The 23,658-nt window shown below is 61.6% G+C and carries 17 protein-coding genes; 12 read left to right on the top strand and 5 right to left on the bottom strand.

Going from position 1 to position 23,658, the window contains the following annotated elements; all coding sequences use genetic code 11:
* Positions 1-159: 159 nt before the first annotated feature.
* Together MRBLMA1_RS08765 and MRBLMA1_RS08760 are read left to right on the top strand one after the other, a co-directional pair.
* A complete protein-coding gene (locus tag MRBLMA1_RS08765; protein ID WP_363736161.1) occupies positions 160-807 on the top strand; it encodes a TetR/AcrR family transcriptional regulator in 648 nt (215 codons plus the stop codon).
* 171 nt (positions 808-978) lie between these two features.
* Entirely contained in the window at positions 979-3,138 is a 2,160-nt protein-coding gene (locus tag MRBLMA1_RS08760) for a TonB-dependent receptor (protein WP_363736159.1), read from the top strand.
* A gap of 75 nt (positions 3,139-3,213) precedes the next feature.
* Here the strand turns inward: MRBLMA1_RS08760 and MRBLMA1_RS08755 are convergent, their stop codons facing one another.
* From MRBLMA1_RS08755 to MRBLMA1_RS08745, 3 genes are read right to left on the bottom strand one after another with little or no spacing between them, the layout of a single operon-like run.
* Positions 3,214-5,424 carry a molybdopterin-containing oxidoreductase family protein gene (locus tag MRBLMA1_RS08755; RefSeq protein WP_363736158.1) on the bottom strand — a complete coding sequence of 737 codons (2,211 nt, stop codon included), beginning with the start codon at positions 5,422-5,424 and terminating at the stop codon, positions 3,214-3,216.
* Positions 5,425-5,432: 8 nt separating this feature from the next.
* Positions 5,433-6,404, bottom strand: a complete 972-nt coding sequence (locus MRBLMA1_RS08750) for a TauD/TfdA dioxygenase family protein (RefSeq protein WP_363736156.1) — start codon at positions 6,402-6,404, stop codon at positions 5,433-5,435.
* Entirely contained in the window at positions 6,398-8,386 is a 1,989-nt protein-coding gene (locus MRBLMA1_RS08745) for an FAD-dependent oxidoreductase (protein ID WP_363736154.1), read from the bottom strand. The genes MRBLMA1_RS08750 and MRBLMA1_RS08745 overlap by 7 nt, the downstream gene beginning before the upstream one ends.
* 104 nt (positions 8,387-8,490) lie before the next feature.
* Between MRBLMA1_RS08745 and MRBLMA1_RS08740 the strand changes: the two genes are divergently transcribed.
* Positions 8,491-9,390: a LysR family transcriptional regulator gene (locus MRBLMA1_RS08740; protein ID WP_363736153.1), complete on the top strand. Its 900-nt coding sequence runs from the start codon at positions 8,491-8,493 to the stop codon at positions 9,388-9,390.
* Here the strand turns inward: MRBLMA1_RS08740 and MRBLMA1_RS08735 are convergent.
* Positions 9,387-10,229 carry a LysR family transcriptional regulator gene (locus tag MRBLMA1_RS08735; RefSeq protein ID WP_363736152.1) on the bottom strand — a complete coding sequence of 281 codons (843 nt, stop codon included), beginning with the start codon at positions 10,227-10,229 and terminating at the stop codon, positions 9,387-9,389. The two genes, MRBLMA1_RS08740 and MRBLMA1_RS08735, sit on opposite strands and share 4 nt — an antisense overlap.
* 85 nt (positions 10,230-10,314) lie before the next feature.
* Here MRBLMA1_RS08735 and MRBLMA1_RS08730 point away from each other — a divergent pair, with 85 nt between their 5' ends.
* The 3 genes from MRBLMA1_RS08730 to MRBLMA1_RS08720 all read left to right on the top strand — a co-directional run bounded on the left by MRBLMA1_RS08730 (position 10,315) and on the right by MRBLMA1_RS08720 (position 15,578).
* Positions 10,315-11,169 (top strand): sterol desaturase family protein, encoded by an 855-nt coding sequence (locus MRBLMA1_RS08730; RefSeq protein WP_363736151.1) that lies wholly within the window; start codon positions 10,315-10,317, stop codon positions 11,167-11,169.
* 156 nt (positions 11,170-11,325) lie between these two features.
* Positions 11,326-12,600, top strand: a complete 1,275-nt coding sequence (locus MRBLMA1_RS08725; RefSeq protein WP_363736150.1) for a hypothetical protein — start codon at positions 11,326-11,328, stop codon at positions 12,598-12,600.
* Positions 12,601-13,004: 404 nt separating this feature from the next.
* Positions 13,005-15,578, top strand: a complete 2,574-nt coding sequence (locus tag MRBLMA1_RS08720) for a TonB-dependent receptor (protein WP_363736149.1) — start codon at positions 13,005-13,007, stop codon at positions 15,576-15,578.
* Positions 15,579-15,630: 52 nt separating this feature from the next.
* Here the strand turns inward: MRBLMA1_RS08720 and MRBLMA1_RS08715 are convergent, their stop codons facing one another.
* The gene (locus MRBLMA1_RS08715) at positions 15,631-16,452 is read right to left on the bottom strand and encodes a helix-turn-helix domain-containing protein (protein WP_363736148.1); all 822 of its coding nucleotides are present in this window, start codon (positions 16,450-16,452) and stop codon (positions 15,631-15,633) included.
* 432 nt (positions 16,453-16,884) lie between these two features.
* On the opposite strand from MRBLMA1_RS08715, the gene MRBLMA1_RS08710 reads away from it, so the two are divergent.
* From MRBLMA1_RS08710 to MRBLMA1_RS08685, 6 genes are all read left to right on the top strand, one after another.
* Complete coding sequence (locus MRBLMA1_RS08710) at positions 16,885-17,742, top strand: SDR family NAD(P)-dependent oxidoreductase (protein ID WP_363736147.1); 858 nt, start codon at positions 16,885-16,887, stop codon at positions 17,740-17,742.
* The gene (locus MRBLMA1_RS08705; RefSeq protein WP_363736146.1) at positions 17,739-18,170 is read left to right on the top strand and encodes a carboxymuconolactone decarboxylase family protein; all 432 of its coding nucleotides are present in this window, start codon (positions 17,739-17,741) and stop codon (positions 18,168-18,170) included. Before MRBLMA1_RS08710 ends, MRBLMA1_RS08705 begins: the two co-directional genes overlap by 4 nt.
* Before the next feature lie 79 nt (positions 18,171-18,249).
* The gene (locus tag MRBLMA1_RS08700) at positions 18,250-20,574 is read left to right on the top strand and encodes a TonB-dependent receptor (RefSeq protein WP_363736145.1); all 2,325 of its coding nucleotides are present in this window, start codon (positions 18,250-18,252) and stop codon (positions 20,572-20,574) included.
* An 86-nt stretch (positions 20,575-20,660) separates the two neighbouring features.
* Complete coding sequence (locus tag MRBLMA1_RS08695; RefSeq protein WP_363736144.1) at positions 20,661-21,665, top strand: phytanoyl-CoA dioxygenase family protein; 1,005 nt, start codon at positions 20,661-20,663, stop codon at positions 21,663-21,665.
* A gap of 115 nt (positions 21,666-21,780) precedes the next feature.
* Entirely contained in the window at positions 21,781-22,428 is a 648-nt protein-coding gene (locus MRBLMA1_RS08690) for a TetR/AcrR family transcriptional regulator (protein WP_363736143.1), read from the top strand.
* A 121-nt stretch (positions 22,429-22,549) separates the two neighbouring features.
* Positions 22,550-23,632, top strand: coding sequence for a phosphotransferase family protein (locus MRBLMA1_RS08685; RefSeq protein ID WP_363736142.1), 1,083 nt, complete (start codon positions 22,550-22,552; stop codon positions 23,630-23,632).
* Positions 23,633-23,658 lie beyond the last annotated feature (26 nt).

The following is a 23,658-nucleotide window of genomic DNA, read 5'->3' as shown; positions in this document are numbered from 1 at the left end:
TTTCACGTGCCGGAAAGTGACTCATGGCAGTTCCTGTGCCAAGCGAACTCCTGCCTTTTTATAGCACATTTCAGATAAGCGATGCTTCATCTTCTGCATCGCGTGGCAATAACGGACTGCCCTCTTGGTTTGGCCGCTCCGCCGGGCTATCCGCGCAGGATGAGCGAGGAAACCATGGCGGCAGGACAGGGGGCAGGCGGGCGCTGGCAGGGCGGGAGGCTGCCGCGTGCCGAAGTGGACCGGCGCATCGACCATCTGCTTGACATCGCGTTGGAGGAATTTGCGCTGACCGGCTTCGGTGGAACCAGCCTCGACCGGCTGGTGGAGCGTTCCGGCGTCAGCAAGACAACCATTTACCGGCGCTTCGCCAGCAAGGAGGGGCTGTTCACGGCCCTGATCCACCGCAGCATGGAGTCGGTGCGTTCCGGCCTGTGGGCGCTGGAACTCGACCTCGACGATCCGCTGGGCACGATAGAGCGGTTCGTCACCACCTATACGGATGTGGCGGTGTGTCATCCACTGGGCAGAACCCTGCTCCAGATCGCCGTGGCGGAGGGGCGCGATTTTCCCCATCTCGGCGCGCAGCTTCTGGCCAATGCCTATATGGGTTTCCGGCCGATCAGCGATTATTTCGAGGAGTTGATGGCAAGGGGAATCTTGCGCCCGGGCGATCCGCAGGATGCCGCTTTCGACCTGCAGGGCCTCATCACCCATGGCTTCCGCGTGATGGTGGACGATATCGCCTTTGTCCGCCGCCCGGGCCGCGCCCGCGAAATTGCCGAACGGTTCCTGCGCGGCTGGGCCTGAGACGCCCGCCCGGTTTCGGCTGCACCGTCAGATCATACCCATGATGCATGCAGAGTTCATGTGATTTCTGCATGCAAAACCATTCCCTGCGGCATAGGCATTGTGCCAGCTTTCGGGGCGTTCGCCCTTGTGTCGACAATCCAGTCGACAATCCAGATGAGCGGGGAACCCATGACCAGATTCAGCCTGATCCTGCAATTGCTTGGCACCGGAACGGCCGTCATCGGCATCATCGGTGCCGCGTCCGCTCAAACCGACACAGCGCCTCAGACGGGGCAGGGGAGCGACGACATCATCGTTACGGCGCAGCGCCGGGCTGAACGGTTGCAGGATGTGCCCGTGGCGGTGACGGCGCAAAGCGCGGAACAGTTGCAGAGCGCCAATATCAGCAACGCGCGCGACCTGACGCTGGTGACGCCGGGCCTGCGGGTCGAGGCGAACGGCATCAACGCACAGCCGGCGTTGCGCGGCGTTTCGTCCACCCTGGGTTCCTCCAATGCGGAAAACAATGTCGCGACCTATGTCGACGGCGTCTATCAACCCAATATCACCGGCGCGTTCTTTTCCCTGCCGGATGTCGAGAATGTCCAGGTGCTCAAGGGGCCTCAGGGTTCGCTTTACGGCCGTAACGCAACCGGCGGTGTCATCCTTATCAACAGCAAGTCGCCGTCCTTCACGCCGCATATGGATCTGGGCCTGTCCTGGGCTCATTATGGCCATGGCAGTGAAGGCGAACTCAATGCCCAGGCGTTCGTCACTGGCCCGATCATCGACGATGTCCTCGCCGCCAGCCTGACGCTCAGCAGCCGGGAACTGGGCAGCTATGTCCGCAATATCGCGACGGGCCGAAACACGCCGGACAATCACAACCGCTTCCTGCGCGCGAAACTTCTGTTTCAGCCGACCGACCGGATACGTCTGGAAGGCAGCTTCAGCTATAATCGCGAAAAGAACGCCATCGACCTTGCCTATACCAGTTACAGGGGCGTGAACGCGTTTGCCGGGCTGCCGGGCGTGGTCATCGCTGACCAGCCGTGGCAGACCTCATCGGATATAGACAGCTATATCGATATCGACATGAAGACCTATTCCCTCAAGGCAGACTTTGAGACGGACATGGGCACTTTCACCAGCATGACGGGCTATATCGACTACAGCACGCCGATCCTGCAGGAGGCCGACTACAGCAACTTCGCGGGCGGCGTGTACGATATCTTCAGCTATTCGAAGTCCTTCTCGCAGGACGTCTATTTTACGTCCAAGCCGATCGGCCCCGTTTCGGTCATCGTCGGGCTCAACTATTATCGGCGGAAGGTGGGCGACGACCCTGCCTTCATCAACATTCCCGCCTTCGGCTATATCGACCGAATTTACGATCACAGCGTCAACAAGTCGCTTTCCGGCTTCTTCGAAGTGACCTGGAAACTGTCCGACAGGCTCAAGGTCATCGGTGGCGGCCGATATACCAGGGACAAGAATAATGGTTTCGCGAACGGCTTCAACAATGTGACGCCACAAGCCTTTCTGGGCGAGGTGAAGTCCAGGAAGTTCACGCCCCGCGCCGCGGTCATGTTCGACGTGACGGACAGCCTCAATCTCTATTACAACTATGCGCAGGGCTTCAAGGCGGGCCTGTTCAACGCCATCGCCCGCCAGGCGACGCCGGTTCGCCCGGAACTGTTGAAGTCGCATGAGGTGGGCGCAAAGTTCAAGTCGGGCGCCATGGCGCTTAACGTTGCGGGCTTCCATTATGATTACAAGAACCTGCAGGCGACGACGACCGTCGGCGGTGTCAGCACCCTGCAGAATGCCGGATCGGCGGAGATCTACGGCATCGACGCCGATGCGAGTTTGCGAGCCAGCGAAGACCTGACCCTGACCCTGGGCGCGGCCTGGCTGCATGCGAAATATAAGAGTTTTCCCAATGCCAGCCTGGTGGAAATGGCGACGGATCCCGATTTCGACGGCACGTTGGACGGCCGGGCAGACGTCAGTGGCCAGCGAATGATCCGCGCGCCCAGGTTCACGCTGAATGGCCTTGTCGATTATCATCATGACTTCGACGCCGGGCGCCTGGCCCTGTCGCTCAACGGCTATTATTCGACGAAGGTGCGCATGGCGCTGGAAAGCCGGGTGAGCCAGAAGGCTTATTTCACCGGCAATGCCCGTCTGGCCTTCACTCCCGCCGGTACCGGGCTGACATTGTCGGTGTTCACGCGCAACTTCACCAATGCGAAGGTGATCGGATCGACCTTCGTCAATCCCAGCGCGGACGCAGTCATCTATTCGCCGCCGCGGCAGATCGGCGTCGGCCTGAACTACAGCTTCTGACGGGCGCAAGGGGGCGCGCCTGCGGCAGGCGCGCTTTCCCCTGCCCGGATATGTCCCGGTGAACGCCGGCTGCGATCAAAGAGTCTGCACGTCGCCCACGAGCATTGCGGATTGCCGCGGCAATATCTGGACAGGAATGCCGCCCATGCGGGGCAGGCCGGTCACGGGATCATAGCCGTCTTCCACCGAAATCAGCCGCCCGGTGTTAGCACCCAGTGTCAACGGATCGTCGGATCCGGGATTGGCGCCGAAACCATGCGCCATGGATATGGTACCGCGTCGCAGGTTTGCCTCAGCCGCCACGGTGCCCTGGATTTCGCCATGCGGGGACCGGATCGTCACGCAATCACCCTCGCCAAGGGCCAGATCGGTCAGATCGTCGGGATGCATATAGGCGGGGTTCACCCCGCTGCCGGCCAGCCTGCCGATCCGCCGGCCGAAGCTGTTGAGGATATTGTTCGTGCGCCGGGGCAGCAGCCGGAACGGATAATCCGCTTCAATGGCGCGGCTATCCTCGGCCAGCAACTCAGCCAGTTCCTCCACCATGGGCCGGGCGGCCAGTTCAAGGCGGTCGTCATTGCCGGCGGCGCGGGGCAGCACGCGCTGGTCGCTTTCGAAAATCTGACCGTCGGGATATTGCTTCACCCGGTCGAGCGGAATGCGCGAACCCCGGCATGACAATTCGATCAGCTCGTCCGTGGTTGGTTTCGGGCCTGTGGGGTCGAGCGTGAAGGTCATGGGCGGCGCCTCGGCCTGCGGACCGTTGCCATAGCGCAGCGTGGCGTCGATGCGCGTGCCCATGCGTTCGGCCAGTCCCCAGAAAAATTCCCAGTCCTCCATGACGTCGCTGTCGGTGGGCGGCTTGATCAGCGCCGGGGTATAGGCGGCATAGGGGTCGGGGAAACCGCGCGTCGTTCCATAATATTTGACGCTCTCGGGCATATAGGTCGTCATCGGCGTTTCCAGCGTCAGCTTGGGCGCGATCACATAATGGGAAAGCTCGGCCGTGGCGGTCATCTCCGTATCCATGGTGACCAGCAGATCGAGCGCATTGAGCGCCGCGAAGGCGCGATTCTGGTCGGGCCAGGCCATCATCGGGTTTCCACCCGCCACGATCAGCGCCTTCACCTGACCCGGTCCGGGCAGCAGGATCTCATCGGCCAGCGCGGCGGCCGACAGGCCGCTGGCGCAGCCGCCCAGGCCCCGGACGCGCAGGCGCGGTTCGAAACCCCAGGCCTGGAAGGGCGCCCAGGGCTGGGCCCGCGCCTCATAGGCGGGCAGCAGAACATTGGGCTTGGCCAGCAAGTCGCCCTCCCGCGCCCAATGTCCGCAAAGGCTGGCAAGGCAAAGCGCGAGATATTCGGTCAGCGTGGAATGGGTCGCGAAACTGGGTCCGGTACCGCAACTCACCCCGGCATTGCGCGCGCCCGCGAATATGTGCGCCGCCGCAACCAGATCCGCTTCCGGAATATCCGCGCGCCGGGCGACATAGTCGGCGGTGAATGGCTCGACGGCTTCCCTCAACGCGGCGACGCCCTGCGTGTTGGCGGCAACGAATTCGCTGTCCTCCAGCCCTTCCGCCAGAATGATGCGGATCATTCCCGCCAATATGGCGGCATCCTCTCCCGGCCGGGCCTGCATGTGGATGTGGGCGCGCTTGGCCGTTTCGGTGACGCGCGGATCGATGACGATCAGCTTTGCCTGCGCCTTTTCCATGTCCTTCAGCACCCGTCCGGGATTTTGCCCCGGAAAGCCCGGAGATTTGCTGATCACCGGATTGATGCCGACCAGCAGCCAGGCATCGGCCGTATCGAAATGCGGTTGCCCGGCCTGCCACATGCCATGATGGGCGAGCGCGATCAGTATGCCCGGCTTGTCGATCGAACCCGCGGTGAAGAACATGGGCGATCCGATGCCGTTCAGCCATCCCGCAGCGATGGCCGTGGATGCAACGAAGGGGACCAGTCCCATCCCGACATACATGGCGACCGAACGGGGGCCATGCTCGGCAATGATCGCGTTCAGCCGTTCGGCGATCTCGTCCATCGCCTGTGCGGAGGGGATCGCGCCAAAACCCTCCGGGCCGCGCTTCAGGCTGTGGAGCAGGCGTTGCTCGCCATGATGCTGTTCGGGCAGGGCCCGCCCCTTGGGGCAGCTATAGCCGCCATAGAGCGGCGCGCGCGGATTGCCCGTGACCTTGGTCGCGCGGCCATTTTCAACGGTCACCTGGATCGGGCAATAGGCCGTGCACAGCCGGCAGATGCTCGGATGGACCTGTGCGCTCATATCGCCGTTCAGTCCACCAGCCGCTTCACTTCGCGATCCCGGTCTAGGGTTGGGTCGAGATAGCGTCCGACCTTGTAGTCGCCGGCTATGGTCGTGCGCCGGGCGGTCCGCTTGCAATCCAGCGGAACGCCGTTGGCGGAATGCACGATCCGCCAATTGTCCCAGACGACCATGTCATTTTCCTGCCATTTATGGAAATAGGCATGGGCCGGATCGCCCAGATGCAGCGCAAGTTCCGTCAGCAGCGCATCGCTTTCCGCCTTGTCCATGCCCAGCACATAGCGGGCATGCATGGGCGAGAGCTTCAGCACCTTCCTGCCCGTTTCCATCTGGGTGATCACCAGCGGATGGACGACCGGCGGGAAGTTGTACTTCGCTCCCGCCTTGACCGTCGCGCCGACGTTGAGCCGCTCTATGTCCTTGGGGAAGCCGAATTGGCCGGAACAGAAATCGGGGTTGAATTCGTAGACGACCTCCAGCCCCTCAATGCGTTTCTGCATGTCGGACGACAGCCGGTCATAGGCCTGAATGGCATCGATGAAGCCGGTTTCTCCCATGACGCGCGCCGGTTCGGTCATGCGCAGCACGGCGCCGCGCACGATGGTGGGCATGAAGCTCTGGTCCCAATGCCAGCCGAGCCAGCCCGCGCGATCGATGCCGTTCACGCGATAGAAGGGATTGGGGCGTCCTGACGGATCCTCCGGATCATAGGCCAGCGTCATCATGAACTGGTTGATGGGATCGTTCAGATCGGCCGTCGCGGCGGGCTCCATTTCTCCGAAAATGGCGCTGAGGCGCATCTGCGCCATGTCGTCATTGCGCATATCGCGGAAGAGCAGGATGCCGGCATCGATCCAGGCGTCGCGGATCGCCTTCCGCGTGCCTTCATCGATGTCGCGCGTCAGGTCCGCGCCGACTATTTCCAGGCCGAATGGCCCGTCCAGCGGGCGGCGTTCGATGGTGGTGGCTAGGTTCAGCATGCGATCGGCTCCGGTTGCAGGATGAGGCGGCGCAGATCCTGCACCGCACGATAGGCGTCGCGCACCGCTTCGCCGATCCGCGCGACCTGCGCGGAGTCGCCGATGCGGATCATCGGAATATCGAGACCGCCGAGAGCATCGGGCAGTTCGCTGTCGGGGACCAGGCCATGGGCAAGCAGGAGCGCCGCCGCCGGCTGATCGGTCAACCCGCCCGCAGCCGAAAGCGTGACATGCTCGCCATCGACGGCATGCAGCGTCGTATTGTCCAGGATACGGATGGATGCATTGCCGTGTAGCCTCTGCAACAGCGCAATACGATAGAGCGCCTCGGCATTGCGGGCGAGGAACTTGGCGTCGGACCGGGTCACAAGCAGGACATGATGCCCGCCCTGGGCCAGATATTCCGCTGTTTCCGTGCCCGTTTCACCTCCGCCATAAATGACGATCGGTCGCTCAGGGGTCGATGGCGGGACATCCGTTTCCCCCATCAGCACCTCATAGGCAGGCGCGGTCGGCAGATTGCCCCAGCCGGCGAGGTCGAGCGGCGCCAATCGCGAGCCGTTGGCGAGGATCAGGACGTCGGGCTGGTCCTTTTCAATCACGTCTCTGGTCACCTGCGTCCCGGTGCGCACGTCGATGGTGCTGCGCTCGACCCGGTTCAGCAGGAACTTGTGATACCAGAACAGCTTGTCCTTCCCAGGAGGCACGGCCGAAGTGATCAGGTTTCCGCCCAGACGCTGGCGTTTCTCATAGAGCGTGACGGCAAAGCCGACCTGGTCAAGCAACAGCGCCGCCGCCATGCCGCCTGGTCCCGCACCGATCACGGCCGCCTTCATGCCATTGGCGAAGCGATCCAGTTCCGGCTCGGTCTCCTTGCCGCAACGCGGGTTTTCCGCGCATGCGACCGATCGGCTTTGCGCCAGTTCGCGAATGCACCAGTTGCATGAGGTGCATGGCCGGATGTCGTCGACAAGGCCCCGCTGCGCCTTGATCGGCCACATCGGATCGGCCAGCAGCGCGCGGCCCAGCGACACGATGTCGGTGTCGCCATTGATAACCGCCTGTTCGCATTTGTCGGGCCAGCGCATCACGCCGGCGGTGATGACGGGCCGGCCGGTCGCCTCGCGGATGCGGCGGGCATAGGGCAGGCGGTCCCCTTCCTCGACGGACATTGGTTCCAATATGAGATGGGCGCTTTCCAGAAAGCCCCAGCTGATGTCGATCGCATCCACGCCAGCCTCGCAAAGGCGCGGCGCGATCTTCTCGCTGTCCTCGATGGTGATGCCGCCTTCGACGCCGTCGACCACGGACATGCGGTACATCAACGGCTTGTTTCCGATCTGCGCCTTCACCGCCTTGATGACCTCGGTCGGGAAGCGCAGCCGCCGTTCAAAGTCGCCGCCCCATTCATCCTCGCGATGATTCATCAACGGCGAAAGAAATTGCTGGAGCAGATAGCCGTGGGCGCCGTGCAGCATCACGCCGTCATAGCCCGCGAGCATCGCAAGCCGCGCCGTATTCGCATAGCGCCCGATGAGGTGATGGATCTCTGCATCCTCCAGCGGCCGGGGAACCGCGTTCATATAGATGCTGTTGAGAGGAATCGCGCTGGCTGAGACCGGCTGGCGTCCGATGACGCTTTCCTTGGTCTGCCGGCCGGCATGGGAGATCTGGATGACCGCCTTTGCGCCCGCCGCGTGGATGGCGGCGACCAGCCGGGCATGCCCTGCCTTGAACCTGTCATTGTCCAGGCGCAATTGCGGAACGTTGGAGCTGAATCCCGTCTCCGCGTCGACGCAGGTGAATTCAGTGATGATAAGGCCGGCGCCGCCGCGTGCGCGCTCGCTGTAATAGGCGATGATCGCGTCGTTCACGCCGCCGTCGGGTGCGCCCAGATGCGTTTCCATGGGTGCCATGGAAATACGGTTCTTGAGCGTCAGGTTGCCGATGCTGAACGGCTCGAACAAGCGTGGATAAGCCATGCATCCTCTCAATTGATGATTTGAATTGAATCCCTTTTACCATTGCGTTGTGATTGGATAATCACCACATTTCGAGACGCATTATACGATAATAAGAGATAATCATGGACAGGTTGACTGGCTTCGAGGTGTTCGTGGCAATCGTGGATTCGGGCAGCTTCAGCCGAGCGGCCGAGCGGCTTGCCCTTTCCCCCACCATGGTTTCGACCCATCTGGCCCGGCTTGAGGATAGGCTGGGTACGCGACTGATAAACCGGACCACCCGCCGCTTTGGCCTGACACCCCATGGTCATATGTTTCTGGAGCAGGCGCGCGCCATTCTGGAAGCGGTGGAGCAGGCCGAAAGCCTGGTGCAGATGCGCGACATGGGGCCAAGCGGGCGCGTTGCCCTGGATGCGCCCGGGGCGATCGGATTACGATTCGTCGTGCCCGCGCTGCCGCAATTGCGTGCCCTGCATCCTCGTATTGCCCTGGACCTCAGCGTTGGGGACCGCAGTATGATGTTTCGGCCAGAGGGGTTCGACATGCTCATCCGTGTCGGCGTGCCGGCGGAAGGAAAGGGCGAGGTCATCAATCTTGGGCACACGCGCTTCGTGCAGGTCGCCTCGCCCGATTATCTGGCGCGGCGCGGAGAGCCGGTCACGCCCGATGATCTGCATGATCATGATTGCGTCCTCTATGCGACGGTTGATCGGCCGGTGGGCCAGTGGCGCTTCGTGCGGGGGAAGGAGCGGCGATCGCTCCGCCCCGCCAGCGTCGCGACCTTCAACCATGGGGATGCGATCGCGGCTGCCGCTGTTGCCGGTGTGGGCATAGGGCAGACGCTGGAGATGCTGGTCGCGCCCGAACTGGCGTCGGGCCGCCTGAAGCCGGTGCTGACGGAATGGAACCGGGAAAGCGTGGATGTTCAGCTTTTCATTCCGCAGGACCGCGTGAAGCGCCAGGCCGTCCGCGCCGTCGCGCAATTCCTGCGGGACCAGGTCGACTGGTTGCATGCTTCCTAAGACTGCCGCCTCCGCAGGGCCGCGACGATCAGATCGATGGTCAGCAGTGCCTGGACAGATAATGTCCGCCGCGCAAGGGACGCCACGACCAGTTCCAGCGGTTGCGCGACAGGCAGGCCGTGGACCATTGCATATCGGTCATCCGCGAGGGATTCCGCTGTGATCCATATGGCATCGCTCGCCAGCGTGACCTGGCCTGCGATCTCGAAATTGTCGCAGCTGATCGTCGGCGCGTAGACCGGACTGGCGCCTGTCCCGCCGATGATGGGAAAGGCGGCGATTTCATCCTCATGCACCGTGCGGCCGGCAAGCGGATGGCCACGCCGCACCAATGCACCGAGCCGGATCTGGCCGATTCGACGAAAGCTGAGGTCAGGCCTGTCCTCGACAAGCAAATGCGCCAGAACGGCGAAGTCCAGTTCGCCGTCTTGGAGCAGCGACAGCAATTCCGCCACGTCCCCCAGTTTCGTGCGGACGCGCAGCGCGCCGTGTTCCTGAACGACATGCGACAGCATGTCTTCAAGCATCAGTGCCGCGGCGAGCGGGCCGAAGCCGCAGCGCACCTCCCCGCTCCCATGGTGGGAAAGCAAGGCCATGTTTCGTTCGAGTATCTCCATCTGGCGGAGCAAAGGCGCCGCGTCGGCCAGCAGCGCTTCGCCGGCGCGAGTCGGATGCACCCCGTCGCGTCCGCGGTCGAACAGTCGCACGCCCAGCTCCGCCTCTGCGGCCTGGATGCTCCGCGTCAGAGCCGACTGCGTGAGGCCCAGGCGATCAGCAGCGAGGCGATAATGCCGATCCTGCCCCAATGCGACGATATGGCGAAGCTTGCGGATATCCATGCATGATACTCATCAAAATTGCCATATCAATGAACTGGAAGCCCTTTCCGCGCCAGCGTAAAACTGACGGACAAGGAGAGGAACAATGTCCTATTACGGTCCAGTGCTTGCCGTGACGGCGATCATCCTGTTGACGGAAATCCTGACCGGCCGCCACCGCGGCATCTATCGCCGCGACGACATATTGGTGATCGGGCTATGCGCGCTGCTCAATCCGCTGGTCACGCGGTCCCTGGCCGGGCTGCTGATCGCCGGTGCGGCAGCGCTGTTGCTGCCGCAGGGAAAAGGCGCCCTCGCGCATCTACCGCTGCTGCCATCCTATCTCGTTCTGTTCCTGCTCGTGGAGTTCGCCTTTTATTGGGGTCACAGATGGGCGCATGAAGGGCAACGACGTCCCGCGCTTCGCTGGCTCTGGAAGATTCACAGGACGCACCACGCCGGCCGGTACATGAATGTGCTCGTGACCCAGCGCGTCAATCTCTTCTGGTCCTTTGTCGTGCCGACCGCCTGGATCACCGGTTTCGCCGTCTATCTGGGGCAGGGGGTTGCGGCCGGGCTCGTCATCCTCACCATTTTCTGGTGGAACCTCATCACCCACAGTCATTTTCGCTGGGATGATGCGATCCGGCGCCATCCCCGTTTCGGCAGCCTGTTTCGCGCGGTGGAACATCTGCTGATCAGCCCCGGCATGCATCACACTCATCACGGCTATGGCAAGGATGGCGCTTCCTACCGCAACTATGCCGTGACTTTCGCCTTTCTCGACTGGATGTTCGGGACGCTCCACATCCCGGATGGGCGCCCCTGGCGCTATGGCATTCCGGGCGCGCAGCCGCATTGGGCCGAGGAAATTTTCTATCCGCTCGTACGCATCCCCGGCAAGGCGCAGGATGAGGGGAAAGCCCAGCCCCCTGATCCCACGGAAACGGCAGTGGCCTGAGAGACCGTTCACGATTTGGTGCCAAGCTTGCCAAAATAATTTACTGGGTGCATCATATCCTCGATAAAAGGCCAGTATTGATCAATATAGAGAACAATCGTTCGATTATTGGATGATGGCGGAGGACGCTGCCGGCCTACTTGGGAGAAGGATGCGATGCCCCTTGATATCGGCGATTACTTCCTGTCCGCGATCAATCCGGTCGCCAATGTCGACCAGCGCGATCTTGAACGATTGGCGATCCGGCTGTTCGAGCGGCCGGACGTAAAGGCTGCCCGCGATCGCGCGGAAATCATGTGGCGACGCGTCACGGACAGGCTCATGCCCGCCGACCAGATGGCGCTGTTCGATGATCATGTCGCCGATTACTGTTTCAAATGTACGTTGGTCGCTGCGAATGCCGATGCCAATTACCCCCGTGTGCTCAGGGTGTATAGCGAGGGTGCCCAATGGCTCGGTCATAAGGTGCCGGGTGCCAAATGGGGAGGAGACAATCCCAACAACGCCTACCGTATCATTCCTGTTGCGGCAGGCGGGCGCTATGAAGTGACGGGGCAACGGCAAGTTGACCCCTCGACTTATGTCACGTTCCAGCTTGTCGGCAACAGCACGACGTCGGCCACCCTGGCATCTCTCGAACAACTCGACATGGAAATCGGCGAAGATGGCCGTTATGTCCTGACCCTCGACGATAATTCGGCGGAGGGGCGGCGGAACCATCTTCAGATAGTGCCGGGAACGCTCTATCTTTTTATCCGCGATTCCATGGGTGACTGGGCGCGACAGCATCCCGACGCGCTGCGGGTGCGCCGGCTCGATCCGCCGACCCGCGTGCCGCTGACGGAGGATGAACTGGCGACCAGAGCTATTCGCAACATCCTTTCCGACGTCTTCTACGCCTATTACGCCCAGCGCCTCTTCTTCAACGGGCCGCAGATGATGACGCCGCCCGAGGGCGCTGGATCGGTGGGCGGCCTGGTAACCCAGCAAGGCAGTCTGGGCCATTTCACGCTGCGCGACGATGAAGCGGTGATCATCACCGCCAATGCGGCGGGTGCGACCTATCGTGACATCGTGCTGCATGACCTTTGGTTGCGCAGCCTGCCCAATCGCGACCGCCAGATCAGCCTGACCAATGCCCAGATGGCGCCGGATGCAGATGGACGCTTCACCTATGTGCTCTCCATCGCGGATCCCGGCGTGCATAATTGGCTCGACCCATGCGGTCTTCACGACGTGCTGATCCTGCATCGCTGGCAAGGTTTTCCTGATCCCGACGCGGGATCGCCGGCAATAGAGAGCCGCAAGGTAGCGCTCGCGGGCCTGGTGGATGCCTTGCCGCGCGGCGTTGTCAGGATAACGCCAGAAGAGCGGGCGGCGCAGATCGCGCGCCGACAGGCGGCCTTCGATCGCCGATTTGCCGCCGATTGATCAGCCAGCCGTCTTCATCGTCCAGCCTTATCGCAAGCATCACAAATACGATCAAAATTCATCTACTTGCATGTAATATGCGCAGAGATTAGCTTTGCATTGATCTGGCGGAACATAGGCCAGGCAGGGGACAGAGGCTCGACTGCCGACATCAAAGCCGGGAAAACCGGCGGATGTCCTGTCCGGAGGGGAGGGACGATGCGATTTGCGCGACGCCTGAACATTTTGACGGATTTGATCCGTTTGCGCGGATGCCCTCGGGCTGTGAGCGCATTACCCTCATCACATCGTGACGTGATCAGGCCGTGGGCACCGGTTGTGCCATTGCGTGCATCCTGCCGCTCATCGGGAAGAAGGGTCCCATTCGCCTGCACATAAGACAAAATCATGGGGAGAGAGACGTGATGAAGAAGCAGATATTTTTCGCGAGTGTGGCACTTTCCGCACTGTCCATGCCGTCGCTGGCTTCCGCGCAGGAGCCCGCGCAGCGGCCTGCCGCCGGAGATGCGGACATCGTCGTCACCGCCACCCGGCGTGAGCAGAGGCTCCAGGAAGTCCCGCTGGCGGTTACGGCGCTGAGCGGTGAAACGCTGCGAAGCCGGGGTATCGAAAATCTGAATGATCTCGGCCCCGGCAAGATCGCCGGTCTTACTTCCTATCCCCTCAACGGTACGGAAACCGGCGTGGCGCTTCAGATGCGCGGCTATGGCACGTCCGACGCATCGCAGGGCACGCAGGATAATGCGGTCGCCTTCTACATCGACGGCATCAACATACCCCGCGCCCAGGGCGGCGCTCTCGACCTAATCACACCCGAACGCATCGAAGTGCTGCGCGGCCCGCAGGGGCAGCTGTTCGGCCGCAATGCGGAGGCAGGCGTGGTGCAGATCGTTTCCCGTCGACCAAGCGGCGTGCTGGGAGGGGATTTCCGCGCCGGCATCGGCAATTTCGATGCCTATGAGCTCAAGGGACGGCTCGATCTTCCTGAACTGGCCGGATTCCGTATCCAATTGTCGGGTATGTATCGGAAAAGAGGCGGCTATTTTCAGAACGTAAAGAGCAGCCTTCTGGAAAATATCACGCCTGTTTCAAGTCCATATTCTTCCTTCCATTGGAAGACCGGCGATTATGACAATGATTTTCGTCAGCTCAAGACTTATGGCGGCCGCATAGCGGTTGAGAGGGATTTTGGCGATCTCAACATATTCTATGCCTATGACAATGTCTGGGCAAAGGATGACCAGGCTTTCCCGCAGATCCTGGTATCGCCCAATACCGGCACGATAGAAAATCCCAATGGCGGCATCACTGTTCCGCCAAGCGGTCCCGCCACCATATTCACCACCGACGGCGGACGATATCAGCAATTTCCCCTGGATCTGGATAAATATCCCGACAGCGCGCCCTTTGCGATCCCCTCTCTCTACTTCATCACCAAGAATCGCGGACATGTGCTGAACCTGACCTACGGCGCCAGCGATAATCTGACGCTGAAATCAATCACCGGTCTGCGCCGATCCATCAACTATGGCGGCGCGGTCACCTCTCTTGGCACTTCGCCTGTCCAGGCATGGGCCAGCAATTACCTGGATTCCAAGGTTTTCAGCCAGGAACTTCAGGCCATCTACACGACCACAAACTTCAACATCACGGTCGGCGGCATCTATTTCCACGAAGACGTGCGGGATGAACGGGATTCCGGTTTCTCGACCAACTGCCCGGCGGGCATACCCGGCGCACCCTGCACCCCCGGCGGCGGCCCCAGCCGCGCGCCCTATTATAGCCCGTTCGCGCCCAATGGGGGCTTTATCCGCCAGTTCTCCAAGACGAACGCCTATGCCGCCTATGGTCAGGCAAGCTGGACTCCCCCGGTTCTGGAGGAGCGGCTGGAGCTCACCGCAGGCCTTCGCTACAGCGACGACACCAAGAGGGCCCGGCGCGATATCTTCAACGGCGTCATCCTGCCGACCGAGCTTCGCAACGAGGCGAAGGAAAAGCGCGTCGATCCGGCATTTACGGCCAAGCTCAAGTTGACCGAGGACATAAACACCTATGTTCGTTATGCTTCGGGCTTCCGTGACGGCGGCGCCAACGTCCGGTCGCAGACATTCACCGCCTATGACACCGAAGTGCTGAAGTCCTGGGAAGTTGGCATCAAGTCGCAATGGTTCGACCGGCGCGTCACGCTCAACATCGCGGCGTTCAAATACAAGGTCGATGACCAGCAACAGTCCATTCAGACCAGCCCCGCCACCAATCCCAGCATATCGGACACGTTCAATGTTTCGGTTCCTTACAAGGCAAAGGGCCTGGAGGTCGAGTTGAGCGCCAGGATCGTGCCCGGCCTCACCATATCGGGCAACTATACCTATGTGGACAGCAACAAGCGTTTGATCGGTATCGATCCGAGGACGCTGACAACGTTCAAGCCCAATGGGACGTCCATTTTGGCATCCGGCCCATGCACGGCGGCGCCGGCGGGCAATTGCGCGGGTGCATTGGTTGTATCGCCCGCGGACATCGCCGCCCATCCCGGTGCGTCCTTCCTTCAGTTGCTGGGTGTAGGCGCGGCGAAACATGCCGGTTCCGTCTCCGTGGACTTCAGCCGGCCGCTGGATCCGGGCGTCTTCAACATCCACTTCGACTGGACGCGCAGTTCCAACATGACCTGCTGCGCGCCCTACAGGTTGCTGACGGTGGTCAACTCGACCGGCACCGCGGCTTCGCCAGCACCACGCTACAATCCCGGCGTGTTCACGAACCGTATCAACATGCGCGCGGGCATTTCCGAAATCCCGCTCGCCAACGGGGTGAAGGGCGAACTGGCCTTCTGGGTCAAGAACCTGCTGAACCATGTCGATCTGGGCCAGCTGTTCCCGGCGGGCAACGGGCTCACCGCGTCGCAGCCCTATCCGCAGGCGGCGACATATCTGCAACCACCCCGGACGATGGGCGGCGAATTCCGCATCCAGTTCTGAAATCTCGGGGGAACGGCGGTCTGCCGTTCCCCTATTCTCGCGCTGATATATCTCAGTCGATCGGCATGATATCCAACGCAGTGGGCCGGGATCCGTCGGCGGAGTCATATGGTGAGGAAACCATGTCTGTGCGGTTGCGGACGAACGCACGATAATGACTTGCACTCATGCCGGCATGTTGGCGGAATGCCTGTTGGAAGGATTTGAGATCATTATATCCGATCAGTGTTGCGATCTGCGACACGGGTCGATTGGTGTCGCGTAGCTGCGATTGCGCGCTGCGCATGCGGACCAGTCGCAAGTAGTTGCTCGGCGTCATGCCGAGTCTGGAGCGGAACCGACGGATCAGGGTCTGCGGGCTGACCGCCAGATGCGCGGCAAGCGCACCGATATGCAGCCCGCGGGACGCTCGTTCGGAAAGCCATAATTGCGCCGCAGCCACCAGTGGATCGTCCGACAGACCGGGCCGATCCGACTCCATGCCCATCGCATCCGCCAGCGTGCCAGCCATGTTTGGTGATAGCAGCCGGCCGATCTGACGCGTGAGCAGGCTCATTTCATGCGCCATGCCGCGTGCCATCACGATGCGATCGACTTCTGCAATCGGTTCGCTCGTGTTGACGCGCACATGCGGATAGCGCCGACGAAATTCGGCGGCGGCGCCTCTCGTCACCGGAACAGGGCCGCTTCCAACCAACCCTGCCTCGACCAGCAACTCTATGCCCCGCCCCGTCGCGGAGAGATGCGCGCCACCTGCATATTGGCTGCGAAGCCAGTCCATGACCGGCTGGAGCTTGGCGAGATGATCCGGCGTCGTTTCTTCCGAACAATAGAAGTCAGGCACATGGATGTAGAGATGGGGTAATGCGTCCAACCCATCTTCCACTTGCAGCAGCCCCCCTCCCAAGACCTGAACAGGCATTGGACTTGGTCCCAGCAATTTAGCACGTGTGTGCATGCCGATATCATCACGTGTCCGAAACTGATCCGCGACGCGAAGTCGCATTTGCCCGAACAGATCAAGGAACAGACCGATGCTGGCGAGGCATGCGCCGTCAAATCCGATCACTGCAACATCGCGGGCCATGAGGGATGATAATTTAACCCCCCCATGATGTCAAAATCACCCCTGACGCCAGAGCGTGGAGCATCGCATGATGCATGTATATAGAAGCGGCTGCACAGGTAGCTGTCGGGAGAGTTTGGCATGATCCGGCAAATGACAGGGCGCGCAACGGGCGCGCCTGAGACGGTATTCTCTTATCTTCCATTCAGCGCGCGGTCGGGTCGGGAAGGGGCCTGATCCATGCCGGAACCCACCGAATTCTACGCTCGCCTGAGAGGGCGTTCGGCCATGGTCACGGGCGCGGGTACACAGGGCGACGGGGTCGGGACCGGGCGCGCCATCGCCATGCTCCTCGCGGCGGAGGGCGCGCATGTGGCGCTGATCGACCGCGACAGGGACAGTGTCGAGGAAACGCGTCGTCGCATCGTTGCGGCCGGCGGCAAGGCGTTCACTCTGACAGGCGACGTCGCCGTCAATGCTGATTGCCGTCATTTCGTGGAACAGACCGTCGCCGAAACGGGGCGGCTGGATATATTGGTCAACAATGTCGGCATTTCCGATCCCGTCGCGCTGGATGCTGTGGATGAGAGCGCCTGGACGCGCGTCATCGACGTAAATCTCAAAAGCGCGATGCTGATGATCCGTCATGCCGTGCCCGCCATGAAGGACACAGGTGGGGGATCGATCATCAACATTTCCTCGATCGCCGGGATGCGCGCCCATGGTTCGATAGCCTATGGTCCATCGAAGGCGGCCATGGCGCAACTTTCCGCGGAGATCGCGGTCTTGCACGGCCGCGACGGCATTCGCGCCAACACGGTCGCGCCAGGCCACATCATGACCCCGCACGCGATGCATGTGTTGCCGCAAGGGCTGCGCGCGCTGCGTCGTGCCATAGCGCCGCTCGGCATCGAGGGGGACGCCTGGGACGTCGCCCGGGCCGTCGCTTTCCTTGCCAGCGAGGATGCGCGCTTCATCACCGGGATTCTGCTGCCCGTGGACGGCGGCGTGACCCAGATCGGACCCATCTCCGCCCATTTCCTGGCCGAAGCCGAACTGGCGACGGCGAACCATGAGACTGAAGGACAGCATCAATGAACCAGCTGGATGAAAAGCAGAAATCGGGCGTGGATTTCATAACGGGCGTCATGGGCGATCGCTTTGGCGGCGCCTTCAACGAAGCAGCGACGTCGAACCGTTTCGGATCGGATATCACGCGCATGGCGGCGGCCTGGGCGTTTCACGACGCGTGGCGGCATGAAGGCATTACCCGCAAGGAAAAGAGCATCGCCGTCATTTCCGCGCTGATTGCCTCGCGCCAGGCGCTGGAACTGAAAAATCATGTGAAGATCGGTCTGGCCAACGGCCTGACGGTGGAGGAGCTGGAAGGGCTGCTGGTGCAATTGACGCCCTATGTGGGGTTTCCATGCATTGCCTCTGCCCAGACGGCGGTGATCACCGCCATGCGAGAGGCGAATATATTGCCAGAGGATGTGCCGACATCGGAAGAGCGGGGTCTGCTGTGATGAGGCAGCGATCGGGAGCCGCCTATGCCGGGCCGGTTTCACGACGAGAGTGAACATCGATACTACAGGGGAGGTTATCATGAAAATTTCGAGTTTCTGGATGTCGTCTTGCGCCTGTCTGCTTGCGACGGTGCCATCATTTGCATCGGCTCAGGCCGTACCCGAACAGGAACCGCAACATGCGCAGTCCGCTTTTTCGAGCGACGATATCGTCGTGACCGCGCGGCGGCGTGAGGAAAGGTTGCAGGATGTGCCGCTTTCGGTCAGCGCGGTGTCCGGCGCCGCGCTTGAACGCGCCAATATCGCAAATGTCGCCGGCCTGAGCCGCGTAGTTCCCAGTCTGGTGTCCGTCCCTGGCCAGGGAGGCAGCCGGTCGCTGCCGAGTTTCGCGATCCGCGGCCTCAGCCAGCAGGAACTCACCCTGCTCGCGGACCAGTCGGTTTCCACCTATATGGGCGATATCGTGCTCGCCCGTACGCAGGGGGTCAATGGCGCCCTCTTCGATATCGGATCGGTGGAAGTGCTGCGGGGGCCGCAGGGCACGCTGTTCGGCCGCAACACGACCGGCGGCGCGATCATTATCCGGCCGAACCGCCCGACCGACAATTTCGAAGGCCGCGTGGGCGTCACTTACGGCAATCTGGACAGCTTCATCGTGGAAGGCATGCTGAACGTACCATTGTCGCCCAATATATTGGTGCGCGTCGCCGGGCAGCGCCAGCGGGACGATGGCTTCGTCTATGACGAGATATTGGGACGCAACGTCAACGACACCGCTCAGGAGGGCGCGCGGGCATCCGTGTTGATGAAGAATGACAGCGGCGTTGAATCGCTGACCGTCTATAATTATTTCCATGAAGATGACGGCGGCACGGCGAGCTTCATTGCCAAGGTCCGGCCCACCGGGTCACTGAACGGCGCTGCTGTCCGCGCGGCGCGCGGCTATCGTCCGCTCGAGCAGTTGCTGGCTGAGCAGCAGGCGCGCGGACCCTATCGGATCGCCAATGGATCAAACACCTTCACCAAGGTGGAAACGCACGACATCGCGAACACCACGACCATTCCGCTCAACGACATGCTGACGGTCAAGAACATCGTCGGTTATCGCCACGTCAAAGACAATATCTTCGACGACATGGACGGCACGATGAATTCGCTGCACCCGCAGCAGCGTATAGACCGGACCTCTCAGTTTTCGGAGGAGCTGCAGCTGCTGGGCGAAACCGGGAATTTCAACTGGATCACGGGCCTTTATTATTTCTGGGAAAAGGGCCGAAACCAGGGCCTTTCCACCGTAGGCAGCGTCGATCCGGGACTGGTCGAACCGCAGGATATCTTCGGTTACCCCAAGGCCGCCTTCAGCAATACCGACGTGGCCGCCCGCAACCGCAGCTACGCTGCGTTCGCGCAAGGCACCTACCGCTTCACCGACAGCCTCAGCCTGACGGCCGGCCTGCGCTACAATCGCGACAAGCGGGAAGCCACGATCCGCAACCGCACGGCCACGGCATGTCGTTTCACCCGTGACCTGGACAATAATCCGGCGACGCCGGAAACCGCAGTGCCGCTTTCCCAGTGCGAACTGAACGTGAGCGACAGCTTCTCCGAAGTGACCTATAATCTCAGCCTGGAATATAAGGTCGCGCAGGACAAGTTGATCTATCTCGCGCATCGGCATGGCTACCGCACTGGCGGCTTTGGCGCACGCGCCTCGACCGAGGCCGGCCTGCGCCGGACTTTCCGGCCGGAAACCGTGGACGATGTCGAATTGGGCGTGAAGGCCGACTGGCGCATGGGCGACATGTTCCTGCGTACCAATCTGGCCGCCTATTACGCCAAGTATAACGATATCCAGCGGCTGCTGTCCGACCCGACGGTCCTGCCGCCCACCACAGTCACCACCAATGCGGGCAAGGCGCGCATCTGGGGTGTCGAGGCGGACATATTGTTCCGTCCGGTTTCGATGCTGGAGTTGTCGGCCAATTATGCCTATACCAACGCGAAGTTCACCGAATTCATCTATCCTGACGGCAGCGATCACAGCAACGATCCCTTCGCCCGTGCTCCTCGCAATGTCTATACGCTGGGGGCGCGGCTGATTGCGCCGCTGGACAGTTCCCAGGGGGACGCGTCCGTCGGCATCAGCTATTATCATACTGACGATTATATCGGTAACGACACGTACGTACCCGGCTATACGGATGCCGATGGCTATAATCTGGTGAATCTCGACGCAAGCTGGAACCGGGTGATGGGGTCAGGCTTCGACCTCGCGCTTTATGTCAACAATCTGACAAAGACGAAGTACGAGTTCCTGCTTATCAACCTCGACAGCTTGGGTTACACCAGTCACACGCCCGGTCTACCCAGGACTTATGGGGTGACACTGCGTTACCATTTCTGACACGGGAGGCGGCTGTCATGCATCGTTCCCGATCAGCGGAACGGATGCGGGCAGCCCCACTCACCGACTTTGATAGGAAGACCGACATGGCCGACATGATTACTTCCAGCTCTCCGGATACGCAGCCCATGCGTGAGCTGAAAACCGCCAATCATCTGCTGGGGGATCGTGCCGCACTTGATGCCGCTTGGGAAAGGGATGGCTACTGGTTCTTCCGCGATGTGCTGGACAAGGGTGCCGTCGGCCGGTTGCGCGCGGTCTATCTCGACGTCCTGCGCGATCTGGGCGTGGTCGACCCCGATCGCGACGATGCAGCCGTGTATAATGGCGCGCCGCTCGACAATTTCCCGATCCGTAATGACGGGACGCCGGCGACCGATCCGCTGCTCGCGCGCTATCCACGGGATCAGTTCGTCGCTGAACCCGCGATCCGCGCCTTTTTTGAGGAATTGTTCGGTGAAGAGGTCTTCTGGGTGCCCAACACCGAATATCACGCTTTGCCTCCCGGCACAGGCCGTCCCGGCTCGCGCTTCAATTTCGTCCATTGCGACGGACCCAATAACAAGGGGTTGCCGCTGAAGATCTGCTGGATGCCGCTCGCCCCCATCGATGAGGAAACCGGCGGTCTGGCAGTGGCGGAGGGTCTGCATCGGCCGCGGATGAATGATTTTCCCCGGCCCCCGCAGGGCATAGGCGATGATGTGATCCCGACCGATGCCTGGCGCCGCGCCCTTTACCAGCCCGGCGATCTGCTGGTTTTCAGTCTGGAAACGCCGCATAGCGGGCTGGCCAATCGGTCGGATCGCTTTTTCCGCCTGTCGATGGACATTCGCGGCATGCCGAAATCGGGCAATATCCCCACTGTGGGCACGATAGCTGCGCTCGATTCCTGCGCCATCACCGTTGAAACGCAAACGGGCGAGCAGCGCGTCTTCCGCATCGATGAGGACAGTTTCTGCCGGATCGCCCGTGGCAGGCTGACCGGCATGCCATTGACGCTGGAGGAAATTCCCCAGCTGATGAAGATCGGTGATCCCGTCTATGTGGCATCCGACCATGGCACCGCCATGTTTGTTCGCCCGCAGCACTGATTGGCCGGCCTACGGGCTTGTGATGCATTGCCAGCCCTGCGGGAAAGCCATTGCCGGAATGGGATCAATCCTCTCTACCTGAGCCTGAACCGGCGACAGGCAGGGAAAGAAGCGCATGGAGGTGATGGCAAGCGATCCTTTGGCGGCGGGCACCAAGGAAGATGCGATCGCACCGTCCGCCGCGCCGCAGAAGCGGGACAGTTCGACCTCTGACGCGTGCTCTCGCATTCTGGAGGCCGCAGCGCATCTGTTCCGGCGCGACGGATTTTCCGGCACATCGATGGACGCCATCGCTGCCTTGGCGCGCATGTCGAAACGGACCCTTTATGCCAACTTTCCGGACAAGCGCGCCGTGCTGCAGGCGGTGCTTGAGCAGTTCATTGCCGGCCGCTTCGCCATGATCGAGAGGATCGGTCGCACGGCCGGGAACAATGAGGCGATATTGACCAGCATGGTCGGCAGTCTCAATGCGATGGCGACGGATGAGGATGCGTTGACCATGTACCGGCTTCTTCTGGCCGAAGCCGCGAACCTGTCGACCCTTGTCCTTGCTGCACATCGGAACAGCCTGGCGCAGGCAGAGGCGCTGTTGCGCCAGCCGCTGCTCAATTGCGGCGTGCGCGATCCGGACATGACCGCGCGCGTCCTCTATGATCTCGCCGTGCTGGCACCGATGCATCGCCGGCTGGTGGGTTCGGGCAATCTGCACATGGACGTGGCCGCCATGACCCGGATGGTTCTTCAGGGCATGAAGGGGATGTGAGACAGACCCTCGCGCAAATTGTCCACCGCCGGGCGCGCCTGTCGCTGGCGCCTGATGCATCGCCGATCTCGGGCGCTGGATGGGCGAACATGGTCGGGAAACTATATAAGGAGGAGGCTGCATGAACGAACCCTGGTTGCCGCTCGTCGCGGAGGATGTCACCGCGCAATGGCTGAGCGATGCGTTGGCGCTGGGCTATCCCGGGACGCGGGTGGAGCAGCTCGACGTCAACGAAATTCTGTGGGGCACCGGCACCAAGATGATGGTGACCGCCACCTACAATGACGCGGGCAAGGCGCATGGCCTTCCTCCGGCGCTGTGCATCAAGGCGGGCCTTGCCGAGCATCGGGAACTGGTGAAATTCTGCTATCAGACGGAGGCGCGCTTTTTCGCTGAGTTGGCGCCGCGCTTGACGCTGGGATTGCCCAAAATCCTCTACGCAGTGGCGAACGCCGACCAGGGAATGGTGGTCATGGAGGATCTGAGGCCGGCAGGTGCCCATATCTGCCGCGTCCAGCAGCCGCTGACCCGTGATCAGGCGGCATCGTTCCTTGACGATATGGCGGCATTGCACGCCCGCTGGTGGGACAGTCCGGCGCTGGAGGATGATGGCGAACTGGGCTGGCTGATGCGTCATGATCCCTTGCCGGATGAAGCTTGGGGAGATTTTGGCCGTGGCCAGCTCCAGCCAGAGACATGGGCGCATTATATGGGACTGCCCCGGTCGCTGGGAATTCCGGCGGCGTGCCGTGATCGGGAGAAGGTCCATGCCGCGCTGTTGGAACTGCGGCGCTTCGGCGACCAGGGGCCGCGTTGCGTCATTCATGGCGACGCGCATCTGGGCAATATGTATCTCACCCGCGAACATAAACCGGGCTTTCTTGATTGGCAGACCACCCGTCGGGGTCACTGGGCGCATGATGTGACCTATTTCTACATCTCCGCGCTGGACCCCCTGGATCGACGGGCATGGGAAAGGGATCTGGTGGCGGGCTATCTTGCCGCGCTTGGCCGCTACGGCGTCCCCAATCCGCCGTCGGAGGAGGAGGCCTGGCGCGCCATCCGCGCCCATATCGTCTATGGCCTGTTTTACTGGATGGTGAATCCCGTCGAATGGCAGGCGGAGGAGAACAACGCCGCCACCGCCCCACGCTTCGGCTGGGCCGCGGTCGACCATGCCGCCCCGCCAGTGGGTCCGCTATAGAGCGATTTCCAAGCGATCGGAACCGA

It is taken from the genome of Sphingobium sp. LMA1-1-1.1 (genome assembly GCF_040676365.1).
Taxonomy (GTDB): domain Bacteria; phylum Pseudomonadota; class Alphaproteobacteria; order Sphingomonadales; family Sphingomonadaceae; genus Sphingobium.
Note: the sequence above shows the minus strand (reverse complement) of the source record. Positions and strands in the feature narration are given on the sequence as shown.